The sequence below is a fragment of the Paenalcaligenes sp. Me131 genome (assembly GCF_050487225.1).
GTDB lineage: Bacteria > Pseudomonadota > Gammaproteobacteria > Burkholderiales > Burkholderiaceae_B > Paenalcaligenes.
Map to the genome: position 1 here is coordinate 1,505,101 of NZ_JBKQGY010000001.1, position 21,597 is coordinate 1,526,697.

The following is a 21,597-nucleotide window of genomic DNA, read 5'->3' on the forward strand; positions in this document are numbered from 1 at the left end:
ATCACGTCTTCTGCACAAAAACAGGGCTACTAAAGGCCAGACACTCTCTTAGCCGCCTAGTACAATCATCTAATGACAGAAGGCGTCATCGTAAGGGGTCTACAATGACGCTCTAGATTCACAGGGCACAACTAGCAGAGAGTGCACCCTATACTCTGCTGGTAAAATAAAGAATTCTCGTCCCACAATTGCTTCTACGCAGCACTACGCGGCCCGCTACGTAAAACGTAGCTAAAAAATACGCTAGGAACCTTGCATGTTAACTTTGAAGAAACTACGAGTCGTCATTGCGGATGACCACCCATTGATTCTTATGGGTATACGTGAGTTGCTTAGCCGCGATATCAACATAGCCGTAGACGCCGTAGCCGCTACACCCTCCGAACTCGTACAACAACTAGAAACTTCCCCGCCAGATGTGGTGATCACTGATTACTCTATGCCGGGCGACGAGCAATACGGGGATGGCATCCGCTTTATTTCCTACCTACAGCGTCGATTCGAGAATGTTCAGCTTATCGTGTTAACCATGGTATCTAACCCCATGATTATTTCGTCGTTATACGATGCTGGGGTTCAGGGCGTGGTACTCAAACAAGACGAGCTTTCTGAGGTACTGGTCGCCTTACACCTACTTCGCCAAGGCGTTAAATACTATCCTGCAACGTTTAAGCAGTATGCCTCTAGAACAACGTTGCATAGTTCTGTACAAGAACGACTCAACACACTGAGCCCACGAGAGTTCGAAGTGCTACGACTCTTTGTTCAAGGCAACTCTATTAGCAATATTGCCGAGCAATTAAACCGTAGTATCAAAACGGTCAGTTCGCAGAAGGTCACGGCCATGCGCAAACTCAATGTGGATAACAACCAAGACTTGATTACGTTCTGTTCACAACATAACCTTTTCACCTAGTCTGGGTACTTACACGGCTCCATGCTGACGCATCCAGGTCGCTAACTCTGCGACGGGCAGAGGTTTAGCAAACATATACCCTTGGGCATAATCACAACCTGCTTGCTGTAAAAAAGCGAGCTCTGCCTGCGTTTCTACTCCCTCTGCTGTAACCTTTAATCCGCGCTGCTTACTGGTACGAATCGCTGTACGTACAAGCTCCGCTCTTTCAGGCATGTCGGATACGCCCTGCACCAAACTACGATCCAGTTTAAGCTCAGAAAAAGGCGCTAATAACAAACGCTGCATAGAGCCATAGTCAACGCCAAAATCATCCAGCGCCAAACCAAATCCATAGTCCGCCAAACTACATACTCCGGTAAATAATGCATGCGTAGTGGCAGTATCTGAGGTCTCTAGTAGTTCGAACGAGATATCGCTATGTCGTCCTTGTTTGGCCTCTACAAACTGCCCCAACCTTTGTGGCAAGGTGGAATCATCTAATAAATGGGTAGGTAGATTAACAGCAACAGGAATCACTACACCCTGTTCACGCCAATATGTTTGAAAAGCCAAGGCTTCTTCCAACATATGCATCAGTAGTGCCTCGTCCAAATCATAAGACTCAAACCAAGGCAAAAATACGTCCGGTGTCAGCACTCCCCATTCTGGGTGAGACCAACGAGCCAACGCTTCTACGGCTACTAATTGCTGCGAGCCCACCGCTATCTTGGGCTGTAACCACGCTTGGATTTGTTTCTGTTCCAAGGCGTTGAGTAACGAATTACGCGTTATGAGTAAGCCAACCTGCTCACTGGTCCATAACACATTGTTTTTCTGTGATTTTGATGCACCACCAATCTGCTTACGCTGGTTTACACGCCAGTCTGTACTGGTGTGCGATGGCGAGCTGAATAGTGAATACATAAGAATCCCCGAAAAAAGACGGGCATCCGCAAACAAAAAAAGTTTGCTCTACAGGCCATCGTCAATGCCCGTAGCATAGAACTCTTTATGGCCTTTCAAACTAAGACAAGTCTGAAAGTAAGGTTCTGTAAAGCCGCTATCTAGGCATGTACCACGCTGACCGACGCTTCGAGATTTTGACACTGGAAGCCTTGTGCGATGCTATGTTGGACGCATGCCTACTGTGCCGCTACGAAACCGTGATGCGCCCCAAAGAGCTGTATTGGGAGGACTGGTTTAACGGTCAAATAGCCAAAGTGGATTCTGGTTTAGACGACCTAGAAAACAAATGGTTTGAGTCCCTCACCAACGGTGGTTTCCACGCCGGTGCTATTGCCGCTGCCTGCACACTAGGCTATTTGGACTTCCGTTTCCCCGATAAAGACTGGCGCACTAACCACCCTAAATTGACACAATGGTTTGCGGAAGTATCCAAACGGACATCCATGAAAGAGACCTTTCCAAAAGGCTAGGCATCCCCTAGATTTGGGTCACAAGTGCTACAATCGCCGGCACCCATATAGGTCGAATACAGGCCCAAACTCGTGTTTGGGCTTTTTGTTTTACGACGCTATGTTTCGTGGACGATTAAGGAACTCAAGCAATGGATATTGCATTAACCCTATTGGCAGCCTTTGTGGTGTGGCATGTGCTACGTACGAAGTATCAGCGTACGCATATTGCACTGCTTGGACGTCATTTATCCAATCTGCAACTTGAACGCCACATGGAAACGCTGACGCAGGGCTATACCCGCGCCATTAAAGAAACCGACGAAATGCGTCAGTTGCAGGTGCTGGAAACCTACGCGCAAACCGAGCGTGCCGTGGCCGCACAAATCCAAACTTTGGCCACCTCCATACAGAAAGAAAGCCAAGAAGCCACAAGCGTAGGCACGTTACCCATGTGCGTCCCTTATGCCGAACGCTTCTTGCCTATGATTACCCGCGATTTTCGTGAGCTACTGGCTATTCATGCCGTTGGCTTGCGGTATGTAGTGGATAACGAAGAAGGCTTAGACGCTAAAGGCCGAGCCTTCCATTTGTCGGCTGAGCTCTACTTGTTCCAACACAGTTGCCACTGGTTTTGTAAATCCAAAGCCGTGGCTGATGCTCGCTTGGCGGTACGCCATCAAGTCACCCATCAGAAGGTACTGGAATCGGTATCTAGTGTGACGCGTGCGGCGTATCAGAACTGGTTAAAAAACCGTGCGTAGCCTTTTTACTTAAGCCACCTACACAAATACATCCTGCAGCACTGTAACGGTAGGCACGTGCTAGCAGAGTAGAAAAAGCCATGGTAGTTTTACCATGGCTTTTTTACGGCAATCACACTGATGAGGCTATCAAAACTCAGCCGAAACGCTCAACATAAAAGTGCGTGGCTGCGAGAGTACCAAATAACCATTATTAGGATACCCACCTACAGAAGACCAGTACGATTTATTGGCCACGTTCTCTACACTGGCACGAACAGTAACCGGCACGCCAGATACTTTTCTGGTGTAACTAGCCCCCACATCCCAACGCATCCAACCCGGCACATTAATTGAGTTACTCGCATTCGCATACCTAGCACCTGTAGCCAGTAACTGTGTATCCAAGGAGAACCCTTCTACACGTGGCACATCCCATGTTAGCCCTATGTTTCCTTGCCAACGCGGTACACCAATAACGCGTTTCCCATCACTGCTCGCATCGCCTGTTTGCTTTTGCTTAGCATCCAGCATGGTCACCCCGCCAAGCAAGCGCAAGGAGTCACTTAACTGGCCATAAAAACTCAACTCCACCCCGTTGTGGCGGTCTTTACCGGACTCCTCAAAGTACATATCACTGTTTACCAATGATCTGGGTTTGGTCGTAGTAAAGAAGGTTAAGCCTCCACCTATAGAGCCGTTATCGTACTTAACACCTACTTCTTTTTGCTTAGCGACAAATGCCGATAGGCGCTGCCCCGCATTGACTACGGGTTGATTGTCATAGGTATTAGGGGCGATGGCACCTTGGGCTAAACTTTCGGTGTAGTTACCATACAGCGCCCACTCATCTGTTAGCTTAAAGACCAGCCCTACCGCAGGACTAGTGTGGCGTTGCTTGTCTTTACGCTCTAAGTCAGCCGTGCCATACGCATAGCTACGTGATTCCATCACCTGATGACGCAAGCCCAGCATTAACTCTAGACGGTCATCCCACATGTACATGAGATCGCCAATGGTATAACTGGTCAGCTTCGTACGCCCCACCAGCCCTGGCGAACCTAAATCGCCACCCGTAAAAGCAATTGGTGGCAAAGCATGGTCTACCGGGTTGTACAAATTACTGTTCAACGCCGAACCCATGGCCCAAGCGTTTTTCTCTTTGTGGTCATACACCGACGCCGCAGCCACAAGTTCATGCAATACCGGGCCTGTTTCAAAACTGGCGCGCACCCCTAACTCCCCAGTTTTGACATCGTCTCGCCTACTGTTATCAAAACGGGACATCGTGCCATCACCGGTAACGGCATTGGTTACCGTTAAGCCGGCGAGCTGGTTTTCTTCTTTACCATGCTTCATGCCATACGCCGCCCAGAGCGTAATGGCATCATTCAGATCGTACTCACCCCGCACGGTTCCAAAGACGGTTTTCTCATTGGAGTACGTCCACGGCTGTGCAAAATTACGCTTGTTAGACGGCATATCAGGCAGCGCTGTCAAACCAGCATGCAGCGTCACATTCGGCCTAATCTCACGTAATTTATGCTCTTGATAACCCACATCGGCAGAAAGGCGGAAACGTTCGCCGCGCCAATCCATCCCAACGGTATAGAGATCTAAACTGGCATGCTCTCCATCAACAGCGGTGCCGCCTGTGCGCCTGACCGCATTCACTCGTACACCGGCTGCATTATCCGCAAAACGACGCGAGATATCGGCTTTGATATAACGCTGTGCGCCCGTAGCATACCCAACACCGACTTGCGTTAGTGGGTCGTCCGAGGCACGTTTAGGCAACACGTTAATGGTCCCACCTATACCACCACCCGAAGGGGCTGCACCATATAAGAAACCACCCGCGCCATGCAGCACTTCTATACGCTCCGCCAACTCTGCTGCGGTAGATTGTCGGGGTAACAAACCGAACAAGCCGTTATACGCAATGTCATCCGACGCTGTTAAGAAGCCCCGGATAAAGAAGCTTTCTTGGAAATTACCAAACCCCCGTGCCGTACGTACCGAAGGATCATGACGCACTACATCTGCCACAGTCGTGGCCTGCAGTTCTTCTATATAACGGCTGGTATAACTGTTCACACTAAAGGGGGAGTCCATATTGCTTAAGGACCCTAAAATCCCGACTCGCCCCCCGCTCGCCACCTGCCCACCCGCATACTCTGGCAACAAGCCATCTTTAGAGGCATCGGCACTGGCATTCACGGTAATGGTGGATAACTGCTTGGCAGCTATGTCCTCGGTCTGCTCTTGTGCCGTCACTACTGCAGGCACCGCAAACACCGACAACACCACCAAACGCCCTACACTCAATCTGACTACTCCTTGCATCGCCACACCCTTAGCCCTTCACATTGTTTAAATCAATGCGAACCACGCTTTCACGCGCACTGGCTTTGTACTGTGGGGTGAACGGTGCTTTCACGGTCACATACAGCTGATTATTTGGCCCTAATAACAAGCTATTTGGGTTTTCCTTCACGTCGTAGCTCGCCTTAACGGTGTAGTCTGCGCCGTTCAAAATGGATACTTTGCCCTGCTCTCTGTGGGTGACATACAGTTCATCACGCGTAGGGTTATACAAAATGTCCAACGCATCGCCTACTGGTAGTTTGCGTAGCAACTCACCCGTGGTGGCATCCAACACAAAAATGGTTTGCTGATGCTTGGTCTCGGTCACATATAACAAATTTCGGTCTGCATCTAAGGCAAAATTCAACAACAAGGCGGGCTCGCCTGCGGCAGGTTTCCAACGTTGCTCTATCTGATTGGTTTCGGTATTAATGACCATTACTTCACCATCACCATTGCCTGCATACAGACGTGGTGAGCGAGGGTCCACCAACAAACCAGTCACCCATTTACCCGCATTTTCTATAGTATCCAGCAACTCAAAACTGCTGTCGTCCAGCACCCAAATTACCGCTGGAGCCCCTACAGCACCAACGTAGACACGACCATTCTGGGGATCATGCCGTATGGTTCTCGGCCCCATTTTGGTGTCGTCATAACTGGTATTGCTAAACCGTGTACGTTGTATGGTTCCCTTTTCACCCACACCTACTTTGGAAGCAGCGGCGGCAATACTGTTGGTGACATAAAGTGTGTCCCCTGTGGTATTCACGGCCAGCCCGAAGTTACCTTCATCGGTATAAATGGCCCCGGTCACATCCAAGCTCATAGGGTCTAATTTATAAATGACGCCTCCGCGTACACCGGGCAGACTTTCTGCTGAAGCCACGTACAAAGACTGATCCGCTGGGCTATAAGCGACCTGATATATCCCATAAGCCAAATCCTTACGTAGCAAACCATCTGCCGTCAGAGACGTTTTCTGGGCCAATTCTGGCGTTAACGCTAAGGCGGGAGGATTAACGGGTTGTGCATAGCTAGCCGTAACACCTACACCCAACATTGCAGCAGATAAAAGATACGAGTAAATGCGACGATTTAGCATGACTTGCCCACTTAAATAGAAATAATAACGATTATTATTATCACACAAGTCACCGTAGACGCCATTCAATCACCACACAAAACCACAACTACCACACTGCTCACACCCCCACTGCCATGCGGCAGCACTCTATATTTTCTCGCTATCTATGTTGTATAGTCCTGCTTGCGAATGGTTACTGATCCATTGCATTGTCATTTGCGCTATGCTAAAAAACGGCGCTCAATCAACCATAGCGGGAGACATTTGCTGTGATAGACCAAGGTCATCGGTCAGGGGAAGCTCACTGGCCCACACCTGAAGAGAAGAAAAGCAAAACCCAAGCCAGCCAAACGCTGCTTCGTGGGTTAGACATTATTGACGCCGTCGCTAGCGGCATCGACGATTTGTCCGAGATTGCTAAAGTCACCGGCATGACCTACAGCACTGCCCACCGTATTCTTAGCGCTTTACAACAGCGCCACTACATACGTCGTGAACCCGATCAAGGGTATAGATTAGGGCATGCCCTGTTAGGGCTGGGTTATCAAGCGCAAGCACAAATTGACCTGGTCACACTGGCTAAGCCGTTGTTGGTAGACCTCGCCAGACAAACTTCAGACACCGTGCATCTGGGTATGCCCTCGCAAGACAGCGTTGTGTACCTAGAAAAAATATCTAGCCGCCGACCTGTGGAAATCAGTTCGCGCGTTGGAGGTAACAAGCCGCTATTTTCTACCGGTATTGGTAAAGCGCTGTTGCTAGACCAAACCGAAGAGCAATGGTTAGCGCTGTATGACCGCAGCCCGGCTAACCTGCAAGCCATCTGCGACCGCGATAAGTGGCTACAAATGATGCGTCACTATGCACAAGGTGGTTATGCGTTTGACTTGGGTGAGGATGAATCCACCATTCGCTGCGTGGCCGCCCCCATTCGAGATGGCCGCAACCATATTGTGGCGGCAGCCAGCGTATCTAGCACGGTGGAATACATGCCGCCCGGGCGTATGCAACAACTGGTGGCAACCGTACAAGAAACAGCATTAAAGATCAGTACCGTTTTGGGCTACCGCGCTGTCTAAGAGGCCGGCTTCTATATCAAGCCGTTGGCCTTGACGCCTCAGCGACTGCTTGAGGCGTTTTTCTAAAACTCACGCCCATGCGGTTATACGCATTCATCAAGCTGATCGCAATGGTTAGGTCAGCAACTTCTTTCTCGTTAAAGACTGCGCTAACTGCTACGAAGTCAGCTTCGGGTACGCCGGTGGTCGCCACATTAGTCACGCTTTCAGCCCATGCTAACGCCGCACGCTCTCGCTCATCAAACAAGGGGCCTGCCTCTGCCCACGCCTGTACCAAGGCGATTTTTTCTATTTTCACGCCACGCTTCAGCAAGTCACGGGTATGCAAGTCTAAGCAGTAGGCGCAGTTATTGATTTGAGAGACACGCAAGTACACCAAATCCACCAATACCGGCGACAAGCCTGACTGCGCCACATACCCATAAACCGAACTCAGCGCTTTAGCACCATCTGGGGCAACGTGAGCATAATCTAGTCGTGTAGTCATGTGCATCATCCTTTGAAAATGTGACCTACATTACGTCGTTGTGCGATCCGCAAACATGCGGTCGTCGTACATAAACTCGTACTGCTCCGCTATCTGCACCTGTTTGATCTCAGGGTGCAGCGGGTTGATCACAATATTGTGTTCTAACGGTAGTACGGCCGACGGCACAATCAAACCCAAATACTTGCTCTCGCGCAACCAGGCCGTGCCATAAGCCATGCTGGCTCTATCGGGGGGAATGCTGTTCCAGCCTTTGGGTAAGGTGCGTGGGTCAGGGGTGAAATACAACGCGTTATCCTCAGGCAATTGGAAACGTGTGATTTTTAGTGGCAACAAGGGATAGCTGTTGGTGTGCACGAAGGTTTCCAGACAGCAGATAGCGGGTGATAAGCCCATGTACACCGCCCGCACATCGGCCTCATTCCAACGCCCGCCTTCTAGCGCCGCCCCCACGCCAGATAAGTCGTTCGCGCGTTTGGCTTTAGCGATTCGCCACGCAATCATTAGGCTACACCGCCCCACTCTAGGGCATTCAAGATACGCAGCACTTGCTTAGCACCAATGGCGGTTTCGCAGTTCATCACAGGGCTATTACCGTTTAACGCTTTATGAGGCGTAGACATCCACTTGGCAGCCGCTGCACTGTCTTCAAACACGCTTTCGGCTTGTAGTGCTACGGTGGCTACCCTATCCAAACGCTCTGAAGCGGTAACGTCTAGTGGCTTATCAGATACGCGTCGTCGTTCGTAGGTAGCGGTAGAGACATTCAGCAGCTCTACCAACGAACGCATATCCATATTGAAGGTTTCGCGTACGGCATCCGCCATCGCTACCGAGTGACCCGCTTTGATAGAGCTAATACGGTCGGACTCACTCATTTTGCCCACAGAGTGCGCTATCGCCCAAAAACCAGCATCCTCGGCGCGGCGGCGGGTGCGACGTTTACTGCCGTCTGCCGATACCCCGGCACCGCGTGCCGTGCGGCTGCTACGTACAGGGTTAGTTAGCATGGCTTTCTCCTACAGAGTGATAACAGCAAAAACCCATCAATTGATTAAAATAATACCATCAAAAGATTAAACCATACACTACTTACATCGCTACAGTCGCAACCCGGTTTATGCACTGCTGCCCATCCGTAAAGAAATTACGCCTCACTCAACACGCAAAATGGGCCGTTCGCTTTCAAATACAAAGACTCTGTTTTGACCTTTTCCAGCATATGCTTTCCTATCCTACAACCAGAAACCGCATAGCCTGCTGTAGCCTGTACGTTCGCTGGCAAGGTAGTCTGCCGAAACACTTTCCAAATTAACGTAAGCTGCGCCGCTAATTCTGCTTGAGCGGCGTCATCACCATCCTGGGTATTCCAACGTATGGCCATGCGACCACACTCCACCATGTTTATCGTTGGCGGATAACGGTAGCCAGGTGCGTAGTTATCAATCACATGGCTCAGTGTCTTGGGCTGAAAAGTCAGAAACTGCAAAACAGAGAACTCAAACTCAGCAAAGGCTTGGCTCACAAACGGTGATGCGCCACCAAATGATCGGGGCTGGGGTGAGAACACCGCCACGACAAACTAGGTAAGGCTTCACGCAGTTTGGCGCTGAACTCTGCCACATCGTCTTCGCTTAACCAAAAATAAATAGATTTAGTTTTCTGCCCTTTAGGTCGCATCGCTGTAGAGTGCTGAAAAGTAGATGGGGATGTCGTACTCACCAAAACGCCTAGCGTCTTGTCATCCCTAATATTGTCTTCTGCCTTGGCGTTATTCCCAAGCAGTATTCGTCTGCCTACAAACAAAAAAACACCCCAACGACTGTGAAAATTCAATCGTTGGGGTGCTTAGCCTCGCGTTGTGTACTACACGCTTAATCCTGAATTTTGCCTGGGTTCAGAATATTGCGTGGGTCTAACGCTTGCTTCATCAGTTTCAGTGTATGCAGTTCTGCTGCACTACGGCTGTATGGCAACCATGGTTTTTTGTGCAAACCAATACCGTGTTCCGCTGATACAGAACCTTCGTTGTGGCGTACCACTTCGTAGAAGGCTGTTTCAATGGCAAGGCTAGTCGCTTCGTCAGGGAATGGGCCCACCACTACGTGTATGTTGCCATCACCCACGTGACCAAAGAACATCGCGCGAATACCGTCAAACTTAGACGACATCACGTCTTTCAAGCTCTCTACACAACGACCAATGCTAGAGATTGGGAAGGAAATATCAAAGTTGATAGTCGGTGCGTACGCTTGCAGCAATTCGGCAATTGCATCACGCAATTCCCAGAAGGCTTCAGCATCAGCGTGTGATTGTGCAACTGCTGCATCCACTACCCAGCCTTCTTCCAAGGCATGTTCCAACACCGCTTCAAACTGAGCCGCTTGCATGTGTGGATTAGCACTTTGCTGATCCATCAACACGTAGATGGGGTAATCGGCTGGCAACGGTGCACGAATACCGCCATCGGTGGTGGCTTCTTTGTAGTAGTCGTTCCACATGACCTCGAAGGCACTCACTTGGCCTGACAACTGCTGCTGTGCATACACCAGCAATTTTTCCACGCCCTCAAAGCTCTCCAATGCCATCAACGCGGTGTTGGCACCATTCACTTGAGGATGCAGTTTCACTACCGCTTTGGTGATCACACCCAGCGTACCTTCGGCACCAATAAAGGCTTGTTTGATATCTGGACCAGAGTTGTTTTTGACCATTTTGTTCAGCATGGTCAACACGGTGCCGTCAGCCAATACCACTTCCAAGCCCAGCACCAAGTCACGCGCCATGCCGTAACGGATCACACGGTTACCGCCAGCATTGGTGGAAATGTTGCCACCAATCTGACACGAACCACGCGCCCCCAGATCCAGAGCGAAGAAGAAACCGGCTTTCTGCGCCGCTTCTTGCATCACTTGCAAGGGGGTACCTGCCCACACTGTCATGGTGCCGGAAATACCATCCAGCTCTAGGATGCCGTTCATGCGTTCCATGGAAATGGCCACACAGCCATCAATAGGCGTAGCCCCGCCGGCCAAACCTGTGAGACCACCTTGAGGCACCACTGGGCACTTGTGCTCATTACAAATTCGCAGAATTTGCGATACCGCTTCGGTGCTACGCGGCAACACTACCGCACTCAGGTCACCACCTTTTTCACCGCTCCAATCTTGGCGGTATTTGTCGCTGATGGCATCACCAGTCAATAGCTCGTCTGCGGCTAATACGCTGCGTAGCGCATTGATGGCCTCTACATTACTGCTCATCTTTTACGTCTCCCTGCTTTACGATTAAATTCTCATATATTGAGAACACATATCAATAGTTGAAAAATTTTACCACTGATACTAGAATTTCCTCATTAATAACGATGACAGGTTAATACACTCGCTGTCACATTTTGACCCACCACCCTTGTCACACTCGGAGACTCTTATGCTGACAAAAACCTTGCGTAACCGCACCTTGACCTTGGGCTTAGGCCTCTGTGTATCCCTTTTCGCTGGCTTAGCAAACGCTAACACTGTTCTGAAAGCCGGTCACGCTTCTTCCAATACCAGTACTGGACAAGCAGCATTTGAGTTTCTAGGCAAAGAACTTGCCGAAAAATCCAACGGCCGCATCACCGTCGAAATTTTCCCTAACTCCCAGTTGGGTAGTGAACGCGAACTGATAGAAAGCATCCAGTTAGGTAACGTGGACATGGCCTTTGCCTCTTCCGCCGTGCTGGGTAACTTCAACAAAGAATTCTTTGCCTTGGATATCCCGTTTTTGTTTAAAGATCGTGAAAGTGTGTACCGCGTTCTGGATGGCGAAATTGGTCAACAACTGCTGCAAAGTTTAGAACCTGTAGGCATCAAAGCCGTAGCCTACTGGGAAAACGGCTTTCGCCAATTGACCAACAACAAAAAAGCCATCCACACGCCTGACGATCTGAAAGGCATGAAAATGCGCACAATGGAAAACGAAGTGCACATTGCCGCATGGAAAGAAGAAGGCGCGAACCCTGCTCCTTTAGCATTTGGTGAACTGTTTACTGCCTTGCAACAAGGCACATTCGATGCACAGGAAGGCCCAATCAACCTGTTCTACGACATGAAGTTCTACGAAGTTCAGAACCATATCACCAAAACCAACCACGTGTACTCACCGTGGCCTTTGATGATCAACCCTGACGTGTACAACAGCTTCAGCGACGAAGACCGTGCCATTTTTGACGAAGCCGTCAAAAAAGCCACTGAATACCAACGTGCTCAAGCACAAGAAGCTGACGAAAAAGCCGTTGCCAACATGCCTAACGTCACCATTACTGAGCTGACACCAGAACAGCACGCAGCCTTTGCTGATCGCATGGGCCCTGTGCACGAGCTGGTAAAGAAAAAAATCGGCGCAGATATTGTTGATCGTATTGTGGCAGAAGCCAACCGCTAATACCCCCGATCAGCCTTATCAAGGCTGATTCCCTTTCTCGCAGTAGGCAAGCCACACGCTTGCCTGCTTGCCGACCCCCAAGTCGGTACCGGAGATCCCCATGCTCAAATTTTTAGACAAGCACTTTGAAGAAAGCATCTTAGTGCTGTTGCTTGCACTCATGTCCATCTTAATTGGCGTGCAAGTATTCATGCGTTATGTGTTGAACGACTCTCTGACATGGTCTGAAGAACTCGCACGCTACTGTTTTATCTGGGCTACCTATATTGGTGTGTCCTACGGCGTACGCGAGAACGCCCACATCTGTGTGGAAGCCGTGACCAATCGTTTGCCTGAGCTGTATCAGCGCTATGCCGCCATTCTTGCCCACGTCATCTTTATTGTTTTCGCGGTGTTGGTCATGAAAGAAGGCTATGCCCTGAGCATGAAGGTCTTCAAATTTGGTCAGACCTCCTCGTCCCTCAGTATCCCCATGGGCTACATCTACTTGGCTCCTACCGTAGGGTTTGGGCTGGTTATTTTGCGCCTGCTGCAAAAAATCGTGCAGGAAATCCGCATTATCCGTATTGAGAGGCAGTCATGATTTCATTATTGCTATTTGGCTGCTTTGCCCTGCTATTAATTATCCGCGTACCGGTAGCCATCTCGCTGGGTTTGTCGTCAGCTCTGGCCTTGATTTACAGCGGAAAAGTCAGCAGTACCTATATTGCTCAAGGTCTGGTGACCTCTATTGATTCCTTCCCATTGATGGCTGTGCCGTTCTTTATTTTGGCAGGCGACTTAATGGGACAAGGCGGTCTATCACGCCGTCTGCTGAATGTCGCGAACGTGTTTTTTGGCCGTTACACCGGTGGTTTGGCCATTATTGCGGTAGTGACTTGCATGTTCTTTGCAGCGATCTCTGGTTCAGGCCCAGCGACAGTAGCCGCGATTGGTGGCTTGTTGCTACCCGCCATGGCCAAAGCGGGTTACGACAAAGGCTATTCCATTGGTTTGATTGCGTCTGCAGGCAGTATTGGGATCATTATCCCGCCTAGCATTCCTATGATCATCTATGCGGTATCTGCCAACGTCTCCATTACACAGATGTTCTTGGCCGGTATTGTGCCAGGCTTGCTGATTGGCGTGGGCTTGATCGTTACCGCCTACTTCAAAGCACGCAAAGAAGGCTACAAAGGCTCCGACAAGCGCTATTCCGCATCGGAAATCTGGCAAACCATTTGGGATGCTAAATGGGCTCTGCTGGTACCTGTGATTATTCTGGGCGGTATTTACGGTGGCGTGTTTACGCCTACCGAAGCCGCTGCAGTAGGCGTGATCTACGGTTTTATCGTAGGTGTATTTGTCTACAAAGAATTGAAATGGTCTGACCTATACCGCTTGATTGCAGGTTCTGCCCTGACCTCTGCCACCGTGATTGTGATTGTAGGTACTGCCACGATCTTCGGTCGCATGCTGGCGATTGAACGTATCCCGTTCATGATCGCTGACTACATCGTGCAACTGACCGATAGCCCCATCCTGATTCTGTTGCTGATCAACGTACTGCTGCTGTTTGTGGGCATGTTCATGGAAACGTTGGCGGCGATCATTATCTTGGTTCCCATTTTGCTGCCAGTAGTGACTGCAGTAGGCATCGATCCGGTGCACTTCGGTATCGTGATTATCGTCAACTTGGCGATTGGCATGGTGACCCCACCCGTAGGCGTGAACTTGTTTGTGGGCTCACGAGTAGGTGAAACCAGTCTGGAAAAAGCCATCGTGGGGGCTATCCCCTTCATCATCTCGATGCTGGCTGTGCTGTTACTGATTACTTATGTTCCGTGGTTGTCGCTGTTCCCCTTGAGCCTCATAGGCTAAAGACAGCCCCAACTCCTTAACGCATTTATCTTTTGTTTTACCCTGGAGACATACATGGCTGAGAAAATTCGTACTGCCATTATTGGGCCCGGCAACATCGGCACTGACCTGCTTGCCAAGCTAATGCGCAGCCCTGTACTTGAACCCGTCTGGATGGTGGGTGTAGACCCACAATCCGACGGCCTGAAACGCGCAGCTGAGCTGGGACTGAAAACCACATCCGAAGGTGTGGACGGTCTGTTGCCCCACGTAGAAGCAGATAACATCCAAATCGCGTTTGACGCCACCAGCGCCTACGTACACAAGGACAACTCTGACAAGCTCACCTCTCGTGGCGTCATGATGATTGACTTGACCCCAGCGGCGATTGGCCCATTTTGTGTGCCTCCAGTAAACCTGCAAGAACTGCTGGTTGAAGGTGCTCAAAACGTCAACATGGTGACCTGCGGTGGCCAAGCCACTATTCCTATGGTGAACGCAGTATCTCGCGTGCAGTCAGTGGAATACGCTGAAATCGTCGCCACTGTATCGTCCCGCTCTGCTGGCCCAGGCACACGTAAAAACATTGATGAATTCACCCGTACTACAGCAGGTGCTGTAGAGCGTGTAGGCGGTGCCCGTCGTGGTAAAGCCATCATCATCTTGAACCCTGCCGAGCCACCACTGATCATGCGTGACACCGTTCACTGTTTGACAGACGACACGCCAGATCAAGACCGCATCACTGAATCCGTACACGCCATGATTGCCGAAGTACAAAAGTACGTACCCGGCTACCGTTTGGTGAACGGCCCAGTATTTGATGGCAACCGCGTTTCCATTTACCTGGAAGTGGAAGGCTTGGGCGATTACCTGCCTAAATACTCCGGCAACTTGGACATCATGACAGCCGCCGCAGCACGCACAGCAGAGATGTTTGCTGAACGCCTGCTCGCCAAGTAATGACACGCGCTTTTGCAAGGATTGTGTAATGAGCAACAAAAACATTATTTTGCATGACATGTCGCTACGCGACGGTATGCACCCAAAACGTCACCAGATCACTCTGGAGCAAATGCGTAACATTGCTCGCGGTCTGGACGAAGCTGGTATCCCTCTAATCGAAGTCACCCACGGCGATGGCCTGGGCGGCGCCTCGGTAAACTACGGTTTCCCTGCACACAGCGACGAAGAATACCTGAACACTGTCATCCCCGAGCTTAAACAAGCCAAAGTGTCTGCCCTGCTGATCCCTGGTATTGGTACTGTGGATCACCTGCGTATGGCACACGACTTGGGTGTTAGCACCATTCGTGTGGCCACTCACTGTACCGAAGCAGATACCTCTGAACAGCACATCAGCCTTGGTCGTGAGTTGGGCATGGATACTGTGGGCTTCTTAATGATGAGCCACATGAACAGCCCCGAAGGTTTGGTACAACAAGCCAAACTGATGGAAGGCTATGGTGCTAACTGCATTTACGTGACCGACTCCGCTGGTCACTTGCTGCCAAACACAGTTAAAGAGCGTCTACTTGCCGTACGTGATGCGCTGAAACCTGAAACTGAATTGGGTTTCCACGGTCACCACAACTTGGCCATGGGCGTAGCAAACAGTGTTGCTGCTATCGAAGCCGGTGCAAACCGTATCGATGCCGCCGCCGCTGGTTTGGGTGCTGGTGCCGGTAACACACCAATGGAAGTGTTGGTTGCTGTATTGGATTTGATGGGTATTCCTACTGGTGTAGATGTATTCCGTATTCAGGACGTTGCTGAGGATTTGGTTGTGCCTATCATGGACTTCCCCATCCGTTTAGACCGCGACGCTCTGACTCTAGGTTATGCCGGTGTGTACGGTTCATTCTTATTGTTTGCTAAACGTGCTGAACAAAAATTCGGCATCCCTGCTCGCGAAATTCTGGTCGAAATGGGCCGTCGCGGCATGGTGGGTGGACAAGAAGACATGATCGAAGACACCGCCCTGTCTTTGCTGCGTCAGCGTCAAGCTGGCTAAGCAAAAAACGCGCAAACCACCCTACCCCAAAAAAGCCTCAAGGTTCACGCCTTGGGGCTTTTTTAGTTCTACACTATAGGCACGTTGCACTACACACCTTTAGGCTGTTGGATTTATGGATTGGATGACACTCATGCTGTATAGCGTAACCGTTGCGGTTGTTACGGTTACGCCCGGCCCCACCATGTTGTTGGCACTGAATAACGGTGCTCGTGGTGGCATGCGTACGGCAGCCTGTGGCATTGCTGGTGCCGCCTTATCTGATTTAATTTTGATCTCTGCCGTAGGTTTTGGGCTAGGTGCTGTGCTGCAAGCCTCTGAACTACTGTTTAGCGTGGTGAAGTATGCGGGTGCTGCTTACTTGTTGTACTTGGCTTGGCTGTTTTGGCACGCCCCCGTACAACTGATGAATGCCTCTACTGCCGAACTACAACTGCCACCCAGCGGTCGTACAGCGTTTATACGCTCATTATTAGTGGCCTTATCCAACCCCAAAGGTTTGCTGTTTTTCTCGGCCTTTTTACCGCAATTCATTCAGCCCAACGGCAGTGCTTTTCAGCAGTACGCCACGCTTGCTGTGGTCACCGCCCTGATTGATATCGCCTTGATGACGCTCTACGCATTCAGCGGTAAACAAGCCATGCGCACCTTGTCTGGCAATGCGTTGCGCTGGTTAAACCGAAGTTGTGCAGGCTTATTGGCTGGTTTGGGTGTAGCACTGGGGTTTTATCGCCGACACGACTAAGCCGTATGGTGTAGAAAGTTCTGCACTGTGAATGGCCTATTCGCCCCTTGAGCTGCCACTGCTATTGAATACCCGGTACACCCTTACGGATGGCACTAGAGAAGTCCTCTCCGGTTTGATCGGCTTGCAACGCTCGTTCATTAATGTATCCCGCTTGCTGCAAGACCTCATACGACACGTTAGGTGTTAAACCGTTTTGCTCTTGCACGTATTCGGCCACATGGCCCGATGCCAGTAAGCGGTAATCCATAGGCAACGGTGCGATCACTTTTGCCAACTCATAGATTACCGTTGTGCAATTACTGGTCAGGGTGTTGTAGAACTCTGGCTGTTGCTCTAGTTCTTGAGCTTTGGCCACGTAAGCTAAAAACAAATGCTGCAACGCCGGTTGATCTAACTGCACTCTATAGATATAGACATCTTCCCCGCGTGCATTACTACGGGTACGCACAATATCACTTTCTTCTGCCGCCACTAGCACCTGTTCATATTGGCGGAAAAAACCTTTCCACGCCGAAAACTGCTCATGGCTTTCTTTGCGTATTTCTAGGGAAAATGTCAGGTAGCGACCATCAGCAAAACCGAAAGACACTAAAGTATGCGCAATGTGCGGCCCCATCCAATACGACAAAATCAGATCGGCGCTTTGTAGCTGATCTAACGGGTACTCACGTGACTCCCAACTAGCGGTGTAATCGTCCTCGGTACGCCAGGTGAAATTACGTACGTTATTCAGATGCACGGTATTACCATCTACCCGTGCCTCTAACAACCTTGCCACATCGTCTGCCCAAATACGATCATGTGATGGCGTTTGGCTAAACCACCATCCCGCAGCCAGTGCGAATAGCAGCGCTATCCACGGCAAACACCCTATGCGACGCCATTTACTGAACATCGCTGCGTAAGGTAATTTCAGCAATTTCAGATGGGCGACCTAAGCGCAATGGAAAGCCTGACCACAGCCCTGCCCCATTCCCTACGTACAACTGTCGCCCCTCAGTACCTACTTGGTACAAGCCCGACACAAAACCCTCGTTGGCTATACGTATCACTTGGTCTATGCCCAAAATATGGCCCCCATGCGTATGACCGGATAATTGCAAACTTACCCCTTTGGGTGCGTTACGCAGAATATTGCCTGGTCGGTGATCCAATAAAATCACCGGCACACCAGCAGGGGCATTAGCTAAAGCCTTAGTCGTATCGGGAGCCACCTGCCCAAAATTAGCGCTGATGGTATCCGGTACACCTGCCAATACCAACTGAGCACCGTCTTTATGCAGTACCACATGTTCATTTTCTAGCATGTGTATACCTAGCTCGTTAAACACTCGCATCCAGCGTTTGAAGTACGCATAGTATTCGTGATTACCTGCTACGGCATACACCCCATCTTTGGCGTGCAAATCACCCAAAGGGGGATAATCGTTTTTACGCGCTTCGGGCGTACCGTCAATCAAATCGCCCGAAATCACAATCAGGTCAGGCGATAATGCATTCGTACGCGCTACCACCTGCTGTGCCCACGGCCCTTGCAGCAATTTGCTTAAGTGCAAATCGGTCAAATGCACCACCTTGTAGCCATCAAACTCTTTGGCCAAACCGGGAATAGTGATTTCCATGCGTTTGACCTGCGGCACACTTACCGCCTGCCATACACCGATCACCGCCAGTACACACGCTAATACGCCTAAGCTATGTGCCACAGGCATGCTGCGCCATAGTGCTCGCCCTTTAGGGCGCGACACCACAAACAGCAGCAACCCAGCCACATCTCGCAGCAACAAGAAGCACGCAAATAAAATGACGGCACCTAAACAAGCACCTAAGACCCACAGCGCTTGGGGTGAAATTTCAGGGGAAGCAATGCTGCCACCAAACAGGTATTGCACGACTCTATGCTGCAAGACTATCAGTACAGGTACGGCGCTAAGTAGTACACGCCACGGCCATGCTAGCTTAAGCCGCCACACGTAGCGCCAAAGTAGATACAGCCCAATCAGCCCTGCAGCATTCAAAATCACGTTACAACACGTCCTATTCGGATTGATACACCAACGGCACACGCTTCACATTACACATCAGCTCGTAAGAGATAGTGCCCGCAGCATTTGCCACGGCATTCACATCAACGTGCTTGCCCCAAAGTTCCACCTTACTGCCTATGCCAGCATCCGGCAAATGGGTTAGATCAACGGTCAACATATCCATGGACACACGCCCTATCAGTCGCGATGGTTGGCCATCAATACTCACTGGTGTGCCATTAGGTGCACGACGTGGATAGCCATCGGCATAGCCTACCGCCACCAACCCCACACGTACTAATTCTTCTGCCACAAACGTACCGCCATAGCCCAAGGCCTCACCGGGCAATAAGGTACGCACGGCAAACACTTCGCTCTGTAAGCTCATGACGGGCTGCAAGGCATGTTCAAAAGGCGTAGGGTCAGCGCCGTACAGCAAAATGCCGGCACGCCCCCACCCTTGTCTGGCCTCAGGCCATTCCAAGATACCGGCAGAATTACAAATACTGCGCCCGCCCGCCAAGCCTTCCACCGCTGCCTCAAAAACAGCCAACTGTGTTTCCGTCGTGCCGCTGTCTGGTTCATCAGCTCGTGCAAAGTGCGTCATGAACGTGATGTCCATCACTTTGCCCGTCACCAGCAAACGCTTATAGATATCCGCCACCATGTCTGGCCTGAACCCCACACGATGCATACCGCTATCCACTTTCAGCCACACACGTAATCCATGCACATCACCCAATTGCTCGATCATGCGCACTTGGGCCTCGTGATGTACCACAGTCCACAAGTTATGGGCCTGTACCTGCTCTAGTTCATCGGCATGAAAAACACCTTCCAATAACACGATGGGCAGGGTGATACCCGCCTCGCGCAGTGTCAGTGCCTCGGCCAGAAAAGCGACGGCAAACCCATCTGCTATATCGGCTAATGCCTGGGCACACTCTACCGAGCCGTGACCATAAGCATTGGCTTTTAATACAGCCAGCGTAGGACCATCCTGCAGGCGACGTGCCAGCAGGTAGTTATGGCGCAAAGCGCCCAAATCAATCATTGCTTGAGAAGGACGAGTCATAATGAATCAGACAGAAGTGTGATAGCGGTTAATCGCCAAACCATCCGTAGGGATTTCCGGCTTCTGGCCTGCAATCAGGTCGGCAATAAGCTTGCCTGATCCACATGCCATGGTCCAGCCCAAAGTGCCGTGACCAGTATTCAAATACAGATTAGGGTAACGCGTTGCTCCTATGATAGGAGTACTGTCTGGTGTCATGGGTCGCAGCCCTGTCCAGAATGTGGCTTTAGGCACATCGCCTCCGGGGAACAACTCGTTGACCACCAATTCCAACGTGGCTCGTCGGCGCAAATCTAACTGCGTGTTGTAGCCGGCCAATTCAGCCATGCCACCTACACGTATACGTTGATCAAAGCGCGTTACCGCAATTTTATAACTTTCATCCAACACTGTGGACTGCGGCGCTAAGGCAGGATTCACTAATGGCACAGTCAAGGAATAGCCCTTGACGGGATACACCGGTAGGTCTATATCCAATTGCGTCAAGGTCTGACGTGAGTAGCTACCAAAGGCCAATACGTATTTATCGGCTTTCAGCACCTTGTCACCTACACGCACACCAGCGATTTGCCCTTGCTCAATCACAAAGCCATCCATGCTTTGCCCAAGCATAAACTTCACCCCCAAGGCTCGCGCTTTCTCTGCCAAGGCTTGGGTGAACAGATGACAATCGCCCGTTTCGTCATTCGGTAAGCGCAAACCACCAGTGAGTTTTTCTTTGGCCTGTGCCAAGGCTGGTTCGTACTGACACAGCCCCTCTCTGTCTAGCAACTGATACGGTACGCCGCACTGCTCTAATACCGTGATATCACTTTGCACGCTATCCAATTGAGCTTGTGTACGGAACAACTGTATCGTGCCGCCCGTACGTTGCTCGTACTGAATATTGGTATCGGCACGTAGCTGTTGCAGGCAATCACGGCTGTACTCCGCCACGCGCATCATGCGTTCTTTGTTGACCACGTAACGCTCTGGTGAACAATTGCGCAGCATTTGCAGCATCCAACGCAGTTGAAACAGACTGCCATCTAAGCGTATGGCTAAGGGTGCATGCTTTTGAAATAACCACTTCAGCGCTTTGGTAGGAATGCCCGGAGCCGCCCACGGTGTGGAATAGCCCGGCGACACTTGGCCTGCATTGGCAAAACTGGTTTCATCCGCCACCCCAGGTTGCCTATCTATCAGCGTCACTTCCATGCCGGCTTGACGCAAGTAGTAGCCGCTGGTGACTCCCACCACGCCTCCACCCAAAACAAGGACATTCATTCCCATCTCCGCTATCTATAAGTATTTTTACTATTTTAAGTAATGACTTATAGTTAATACGGCTAAAATTTAGCCCTAAAGCAGTGTTAATCACTATAAAAAATCACACTATTCTTCTTTAAAA

23 protein-coding genes are annotated in these 21,597 nt (G+C 50.5%); 10 read left to right on the top strand and 13 right to left on the bottom strand.

The features are described from left to right. Positions 1–256: 256 nt before the first annotated feature. Entirely contained in the window at positions 257–916 is a 660-nt protein-coding gene (locus ACLPHM_RS07340) for a response regulator (protein WP_430220574.1), read from the top strand. A 9-nt stretch (positions 917–925) separates the two neighbouring features. On the opposite strand, the gene ACLPHM_RS07345 is transcribed toward ACLPHM_RS07340, so the two are convergent. Next, positions 926–1,822, bottom strand: coding sequence for an EAL domain-containing protein (locus tag ACLPHM_RS07345; RefSeq protein ID WP_430220575.1), 897 nt, complete (start codon positions 1,820–1,822; stop codon positions 926–928). A 146-nt stretch (positions 1,823–1,968) separates the two neighbouring features. Between ACLPHM_RS07345 and ACLPHM_RS07350 the strand changes: the two genes are divergently transcribed. Next, positions 1,969–2,334 carry a glutathione S-transferase C-terminal domain-containing protein gene (locus tag ACLPHM_RS07350; protein ID WP_430220576.1) on the top strand — a complete coding sequence of 122 codons (366 nt, stop codon included), beginning with the start codon at positions 1,969–1,971 and terminating at the stop codon, positions 2,332–2,334. Between the two features lie 131 nt (positions 2,335–2,465). Continuing rightward, positions 2,466–3,077, top strand: coding sequence for a hypothetical protein (locus tag ACLPHM_RS07355; protein ID WP_430220577.1), 612 nt, complete (start codon positions 2,466–2,468; stop codon positions 3,075–3,077). Positions 3,078–3,206: 129 nt separating this feature from the next. Here the strand turns inward: ACLPHM_RS07355 and ACLPHM_RS07360 are convergent, their stop codons facing one another. Beyond that, positions 3,207–5,402 (bottom strand): TonB-dependent receptor, encoded by a 2,196-nt coding sequence (locus ACLPHM_RS07360; protein WP_430220578.1) that lies wholly within the window; start codon positions 5,400–5,402, stop codon positions 3,207–3,209. Positions 5,403–5,412: 10 nt separating this feature from the next. Further along, a complete protein-coding gene (locus tag ACLPHM_RS07365) occupies positions 5,413–6,528 on the bottom strand; it encodes a YncE family protein (protein WP_430220579.1) in 1,116 nt (371 codons plus the stop codon). A 251-nt stretch (positions 6,529–6,779) separates the two neighbouring features. Here ACLPHM_RS07365 and ACLPHM_RS07370 point away from each other — a divergent pair, with 251 nt between their 5' ends. Further along, complete coding sequence (locus tag ACLPHM_RS07370) at positions 6,780–7,589, top strand: IclR family transcriptional regulator (protein WP_430220580.1); 810 nt, start codon at positions 6,780–6,782, stop codon at positions 7,587–7,589. Between the two features lie 16 nt (positions 7,590–7,605). On the opposite strand, the gene ACLPHM_RS07375 is transcribed toward ACLPHM_RS07370, so the two are convergent. The 6 genes from ACLPHM_RS07375 to ACLPHM_RS07400 form a co-directional block, all read right to left on the bottom strand. Continuing rightward, positions 7,606–8,076, bottom strand: a complete 471-nt coding sequence (locus ACLPHM_RS07375; RefSeq protein ID WP_430220581.1) for a carboxymuconolactone decarboxylase family protein — start codon at positions 8,074–8,076, stop codon at positions 7,606–7,608. Positions 8,077–8,106: 30 nt separating this feature from the next. Continuing rightward, positions 8,107–8,580, bottom strand: a complete 474-nt coding sequence (locus ACLPHM_RS07380; RefSeq protein WP_430220582.1) for an RES family NAD+ phosphorylase — start codon at positions 8,578–8,580, stop codon at positions 8,107–8,109. Further along, positions 8,580–9,086 (bottom strand): type II RES/Xre toxin-antitoxin system antitoxin, encoded by a 507-nt coding sequence (gene parS, locus ACLPHM_RS07385; RefSeq protein WP_430220583.1) that lies wholly within the window; start codon positions 9,084–9,086, stop codon positions 8,580–8,582. The genes ACLPHM_RS07380 and parS overlap by 1 nt, the downstream gene beginning before the upstream one ends. Positions 9,087–9,223: 137 nt before the next feature. After that, positions 9,224–9,601 (bottom strand): hypothetical protein, encoded by a 378-nt coding sequence (locus ACLPHM_RS07390; protein ID WP_430220584.1) that lies wholly within the window; start codon positions 9,599–9,601, stop codon positions 9,224–9,226. After that, positions 9,598–9,798, bottom strand: coding sequence for a hypothetical protein (locus tag ACLPHM_RS07395; RefSeq protein WP_430220585.1), 201 nt, complete (start codon positions 9,796–9,798; stop codon positions 9,598–9,600). Before ACLPHM_RS07395 ends, ACLPHM_RS07390 begins: the two co-directional genes overlap by 4 nt. A 152-nt stretch (positions 9,799–9,950) precedes the next feature. Continuing rightward, positions 9,951–11,339 carry an FAD-binding oxidoreductase gene (locus ACLPHM_RS07400; RefSeq protein WP_430220586.1) on the bottom strand — a complete coding sequence of 463 codons (1,389 nt, stop codon included), beginning with the start codon at positions 11,337–11,339 and terminating at the stop codon, positions 9,951–9,953. Positions 11,340–11,508: 169 nt separating this feature from the next. Here ACLPHM_RS07400 and ACLPHM_RS07405 point away from each other — a divergent pair, with 169 nt between their 5' ends. The 6 genes from ACLPHM_RS07405 (at position 11,509) to ACLPHM_RS07430 (ending at position 17,102) form a co-directional block, all read left to right on the top strand. Further along, positions 11,509–12,504: a TRAP transporter substrate-binding protein gene (locus tag ACLPHM_RS07405; RefSeq protein WP_430220587.1), complete on the top strand. Its 996-nt coding sequence runs from the start codon at positions 11,509–11,511 to the stop codon at positions 12,502–12,504. A 100-nt stretch (positions 12,505–12,604) separates the two neighbouring features. Then, entirely contained in the window at positions 12,605–13,087 is a 483-nt protein-coding gene (locus tag ACLPHM_RS07410) for a TRAP transporter small permease (protein ID WP_430220588.1), read from the top strand. Next, positions 13,084–14,364, top strand: a complete 1,281-nt coding sequence (locus ACLPHM_RS07415) for a TRAP transporter large permease (protein ID WP_430220589.1) — start codon at positions 13,084–13,086, stop codon at positions 14,362–14,364. Before ACLPHM_RS07410 ends, ACLPHM_RS07415 begins: the two co-directional genes overlap by 4 nt. Positions 14,365–14,418: 54 nt before the next feature. Beyond that, entirely contained in the window at positions 14,419–15,306 is an 888-nt protein-coding gene (locus ACLPHM_RS07420; RefSeq protein WP_430220590.1) for an acetaldehyde dehydrogenase (acetylating), read from the top strand. Between the two features lie 28 nt (positions 15,307–15,334). Then, a complete protein-coding gene (dmpG, locus tag ACLPHM_RS07425; RefSeq protein ID WP_430220591.1) occupies positions 15,335–16,357 on the top strand; it encodes a 4-hydroxy-2-oxovalerate aldolase in 1,023 nt (340 codons plus the stop codon). 115 nt (positions 16,358–16,472) lie between these two features. Beyond that, complete coding sequence (locus tag ACLPHM_RS07430) at positions 16,473–17,102, top strand: LysE family translocator (protein ID WP_430220592.1); 630 nt, start codon at positions 16,473–16,475, stop codon at positions 17,100–17,102. 61 nt (positions 17,103–17,163) lie between these two features. Here the strand turns inward: ACLPHM_RS07430 and ACLPHM_RS07435 are convergent, their stop codons facing one another. From ACLPHM_RS07435 to ACLPHM_RS07450, 4 genes are read right to left on the bottom strand one after another with little or no spacing between them, the layout of a single operon-like run. Next, on the bottom strand, positions 17,164–18,000 hold the full coding sequence (locus ACLPHM_RS07435; protein WP_430220593.1) for an Lnb N-terminal periplasmic domain-containing protein: 837 nt from the start codon (positions 17,998–18,000) through the stop codon (positions 17,164–17,166). Next, on the bottom strand, positions 17,990–19,129 hold the full coding sequence (locus ACLPHM_RS07440) for a metallophosphoesterase (protein WP_430220594.1): 1,140 nt from the start codon (positions 19,127–19,129) through the stop codon (positions 17,990–17,992). Before ACLPHM_RS07440 ends, ACLPHM_RS07435 begins: the two co-directional genes overlap by 11 nt. A gap of 13 nt (positions 19,130–19,142) precedes the next feature. After that, a complete protein-coding gene (alr, locus tag ACLPHM_RS07445) occupies positions 19,143–20,207 on the bottom strand; it encodes an alanine racemase (protein ID WP_430220595.1) in 1,065 nt (354 codons plus the stop codon). Positions 20,208–20,213: 6 nt separating this feature from the next. Continuing rightward, the gene (locus tag ACLPHM_RS07450; RefSeq protein ID WP_430220596.1) at positions 20,214–21,473 is read right to left on the bottom strand and encodes a D-amino acid dehydrogenase; all 1,260 of its coding nucleotides are present in this window, start codon (positions 21,471–21,473) and stop codon (positions 20,214–20,216) included. Positions 21,474–21,597 lie beyond the last annotated feature (124 nt).